Genomic DNA, 4,073 nt, shown 5'->3' with positions numbered 1-4,073 from the left:
AAGCAGAGCAGGCCGATGGCTGCCGAGATGCGCCAGACCTCGATGTTGCGCAGCTGCGCAACATCGAGGTCTGGCGCATCTCGGCAGCCATCGGCCTGCTCTGCTTCCCGCAGGTGGCGGTGCTCACCTTTGCCTCCGTCTTCCTGCATGACTTTGCCGGCATGGGCACATGGGTGACCAGCGCCACCCTCGCCGCCGTGCAGACGGGCGCCATGGCGATGCGCGTCTGGAGCGGCCGCTTCACCGACCGCCACCGCAACCGAAGGCCGTTCCTTAGATTCTGCAGCGCGCTGAGCGCGCTGGCCTTCCTGGTGCTATGGATTCTGGCCATCGCTGCGGCCAGCCAGCCGTCGCTGCTGTTGCTCCTGCCCCTTATGGTGATCGTAGCCGGCATCTGCGTATCGGCCTGGCATGGAGTTGCCTATACCGAGCTTGCGACACTTGCCGGAGCCGGCCATGTCGGCACCGCGCTCAGCCTCGCCAACACTCTGGTCTTTGTCGGCTTCTGCCTGGTGCCGATCGCCATTCCCTGGCTTCTGCTTCTCTTCGCATGGCCGGGCGTGTGGCTGGCGGCGGCGATCTGCGCGGCGATCGCATGGCGGATCTTTCTGCGCACGGCCTGACGTTTTCGCCGGCTTTCCACAGCTGGCGGAGGCCGGCTTATCTGCAACATGAAAAAAACACGATCGGTGCCGTTAACCCCCCATCAAGGTTAATGCTTCATTTTGGCTCTCCGGGGTCAGTAGCGTTTCTGGAGAGTTCCGTGCATCGACGCGTTCTTACGCGGCTCGTCGCCGCCGCCGTTGCGAATAAACGTTCCTTCCTTCCTCCTTTGGTTCTGGGGCTCGGCTTCTGGGTCGGCTTTCCGTCCGTCGTCGCTTACCAGGATATGGCAAGCCTCGTGTCCGGGCTGGAGTCGCCCAGCCATCGCTGGAATGCCTATGTCGAAAAATCCGTCGCCGGCTCGGTGCACGCCGCCGAGATGCCGTTCGTCGATTCGGCCGCCACGGGCTCGATCTCCGGCTCCGGCGTGGACCTGCCTGGCGTTGGCACGGTGGCGCTCCGCGGCAAGGGCAATGTCGCCGGCGCTACGCCCGATGAGGACCGCGTCGTGCGCGCCGACAAGAAGGGCCGCCTCGTCCAGGTGTCGCCGGTTGCGCCGCCGAAGAATTTCAGCGCCGGCTCCATCTTCGAGCGTACCTCCTCGCTGCTCCGTCCGGCGATGGACAGCGGCCTGAAGCTGACTTTCGCCAAGCCCGGCATCAAGGGCAAGGAAATCCAGATCGCCCAGGCCTTCCACATCCGCGAGGACAAGAAGCCCGATCCGGATTTGCCGGCGGCTCTCATCGCTCTCGTCAACAACGACAAGCCGGATATCCTCGCCACCGCCTATGCCCAGTCGGCGCCCGACTATGCCAAGGCCTCGCCCTTTGAGGCTCTGCTGCAGGACGATGCGAATGACGGCCGCTTCATCCCGCCAATGGGCAAGGGGGATCACGCCTGGATGCAGAATCCGCTGCCGGCGGCCGTCTTCTCCAAGCCGGAACAGGAATGCCTCGCCAAGGGCATTTATTTTGAGGCGCGCAGCGAACCGGTGCGCGGCCAGGCCGCGGTGGCGCAGGTGATCCTCAACCGCGTCCGCAACCCTGCCTATCCGAAGACGATCTGCGGCGTCGTCTACCAGAACGACAACTGGTTCAACCGCTGCCAGTTCTCCTTCGCCTGCGACGGCAGGAAGAAGCGCATCAACGACGCGGTCGCGTACAAGACCGCCCAGGATGTCGCCATGGCGGTGACCGCCGGCAAGATCTTCATCCCCGAGGTCGGATCCTCGACGCATTACTACGCCAACTACGTCCATCCGGGCTGGGCGCGCGCCATGCAGCGCATGACCAGGATCGGCCTGCATATCTTCTATCGCACCTATGGCGGCGGCTGGAGCTGAGCCGTTTAGGCGGCTCGAACTGAGCCGCTTGATCGGCACCCTGCGGCGACGCTCTTTCTCGCTTGCTGCGCGCATCGATCGGAGCGGCTTGCCTCCCGGATTCGCGCCGAGTCCTCGCACAGGCGTGACGGGCACGATGTCGCACCCGGATAAGTCGTTGATTTGAAACGGGAAAATACATCGCTTTGAAGTTCGGCCCGTGGCTTGACGGGCGCGGACCCGCTAACTATGTTGCCGGCGACTTTAGAAGCGGACGGACGGTGATCGTCTGCCCGGGCAGGGGGGTTGCGATGGCCGACAAAAACGGGCCAGACGGAACCGGAGAAACCGGCCGCGGCAGGCAGCCAGAAGCCACCATCCGCGACGACGAACTTGAGCGCCGCCGGCGCGAGCTTGAAGCATCGCTTGCATCAAGACGCACGGACCGGCTCGAGGGGAAAGACGAAGCGAAAGCTGCGACCGGTTACGGTCAGGCCCTGAAACTGTCCAGCGAGTTCATCGCCGGAGTGGTGGTTGGTGTCGGCCTGGGCTGGATCATCGACCGCTTGGCGGGAATCGCGCCCTGGGGTCTGATCGTCGGCCTGCTGCTGGGTTTTGGCGCCGGTATACTCAATGTCCTGCGTTCGTCGGGACTTGCATCGGAATTCGGCCAGGGCGGCAAGCCGCCCGAACCGAAGGACTGAAGTAAGGCGCCGCAAGGCGCGAAAGAAACTTAAGAAGCCGGTTGTGGCTTTGACGGGGATTTAAAGTGGCTGCTGCTGACCAGGTCGATCCGATCCACCAGTTCCAGATCCATCCGATCATCCCGCTTCATATCGGCGGCTACGACATTTCTTTCACCAACTCCGCTCTGTTCATGGTCGTGACGATCGCCGTCGCTTCCGCTTTCCTCTACATGAGCACCGCCAGCCGCGCCCTCATTCCTGGCCGCCTGCAGTCGGTCTCGGAAATGGCCTATGAGTTTGTCGGCAACATGCTGCGCGATGCGGCGGGCAAGCAGGGCATGCAATTCTTCCCGCTGGTGTTCTCGCTGTTCATGTTCGTGCTGGTCGCCAACCTGATCGGCCTGTTCCCCTATTTCTTCACCGTCACCAGCCACATCATCGTCACCTTCACGCTGGCGATCCTGGTCATTGGCACCGTCATCGTCTACGGCTTCGCCAAGCACGGCCTCGGCTTCCTCAAGCTGTTCGTGCCGCATGGCGTGCCTGGCTATCTGATGCCGCTGGTGGTGGCGATCGAAGTCATTTCCTTTGTCTCGCGTCCCGTCAGCCTCTCGGTTCGTCTTTTCGCCAACATGCTGGCCGGCCACATCACGCTGAAAGTGTTTTCGGGCTTCGTCGTCAGCCTCAGCGCGCTGGGTGCGGTCGGCATCGCCGGCTCGGTCCTGCCGCTCGCCATGGCGGTTGCCCTGACGGCGCTGGAACTGCTGGTCGCCTTCCTGCAGGCCTACGTCTTCGCCGTGCTGACCTGCATGTATTTGAACGACGCTCTGCACCCGAGCCACTGATCGATTTTCACCGGCGCCCCGGCGCCAGCATACCCAACGTACCAACCGCAACGATTACGAAAACCACAGGAGTTTTGAAATGGACGCAACTGCAGCAGCTGCTATCGGCGCTGGTATCGCCTGCATCGGCATGGGCGGCGCCGGCATCGGCCTCGGCAACATCTTCGGCAGCTATCTCTCGGGTGCGCTCCGCAACCCGTCGGCCGCTGACGGCCAGTTCGGCCGCCTGATCTTCGGCTTCGCCGTGACCGAAGCGCTGGGCATCTTCTCGCTCCTCATCGCGCTGCTGCTGGTCTTCAGGTAAGAACCACGCGCTGACGAAAGGGGCCGCATGGTGCGGCCCCGCCGTATGGACAGGGGAATGAGATGTTCGTGACATCTGCCTTTGCGCAAGAATCCGCGCCGGCCACGGCCGAGGGCGATACGCATGCGGGCACCGCCGTGCCTGCCGAGGAGCATGGCACGTTCCCGCCGTTCAATGCCGAGACCTTCCCGTCGCAGATCCTGTGGCTCGTCATCACCTTCGGGCTCTTCTATCTGTTCCTGAAGCGGGTTGTGATGCCGCGCATCGGCGGTATCATCGATGTCCGCAACGATCGCATCACCCAGGATCTCGAC

5 protein-coding genes and 1 pseudogene are annotated in these 4,073 nt (G+C 63.2%); all 6 read left to right on the top strand.

From position 1 onward, the window contains the following. The coding region (locus EOA32_RS34090) for an MFS transporter (protein ID WP_210214876.1) at positions 1–623 on the top strand (623 nt) is incomplete at its 5' end. 140 nt (positions 624–763) lie between these two features. Further along, a complete protein-coding gene (locus EOA32_RS34085) occupies positions 764–1,945 on the top strand; it encodes a cell wall hydrolase (protein WP_095827071.1) in 1,182 nt (393 codons plus the stop codon). A gap of 290 nt (positions 1,946–2,235) precedes the next feature. Next, positions 2,236–2,628 (top strand): AtpZ/AtpI family protein, encoded by a 393-nt coding sequence (locus EOA32_RS34080; protein WP_066999046.1) that lies wholly within the window; start codon positions 2,236–2,238, stop codon positions 2,626–2,628. Between the two features lie 65 nt (positions 2,629–2,693). Next, positions 2,694–3,455: a F0F1 ATP synthase subunit A gene (locus EOA32_RS34075; protein WP_066999043.1), complete on the top strand. Its 762-nt coding sequence runs from the start codon at positions 2,694–2,696 to the stop codon at positions 3,453–3,455. Positions 3,456–3,534: 79 nt separating this feature from the next. After that, positions 3,535–3,759, top strand: a complete 225-nt coding sequence (locus tag EOA32_RS34070; RefSeq protein WP_066999040.1) for a F0F1 ATP synthase subunit C — start codon at positions 3,535–3,537, stop codon at positions 3,757–3,759. A 62-nt stretch (positions 3,760–3,821) separates the two neighbouring features. Continuing rightward, positions 3,822–4,073: pseudogene (locus EOA32_RS34065) on the top strand (ATP F0F1 synthase subunit B); the annotation flags it as partial.

This window comes from Mesorhizobium sp. M1A.F.Ca.ET.072.01.1.1 (assembly GCF_004023325.1).
Taxonomy (GTDB): domain Bacteria; phylum Pseudomonadota; class Alphaproteobacteria; order Rhizobiales; family Rhizobiaceae; genus Mesorhizobium.
The sequence above is the reverse complement of the archived record's forward strand: the minus strand, read 5'-3'. Positions and strand labels throughout refer to the sequence as shown.

Excerpts from the sequence above, each read along its gene's own strand:
- EOA32_RS34070 (WP_066999040.1), top strand. The coding sequence starts at position 3,535 with ATGGACGCAACTGCAGCAGCTGCTATCGGCGCTGGTATCGCCTGCATC.
- EOA32_RS34080 (WP_066999046.1), top strand. The coding sequence starts at position 2,236 with ATGGCCGACAAAAACGGGCCAGACGGAACCGGAGAAACCGGCCGCGGC.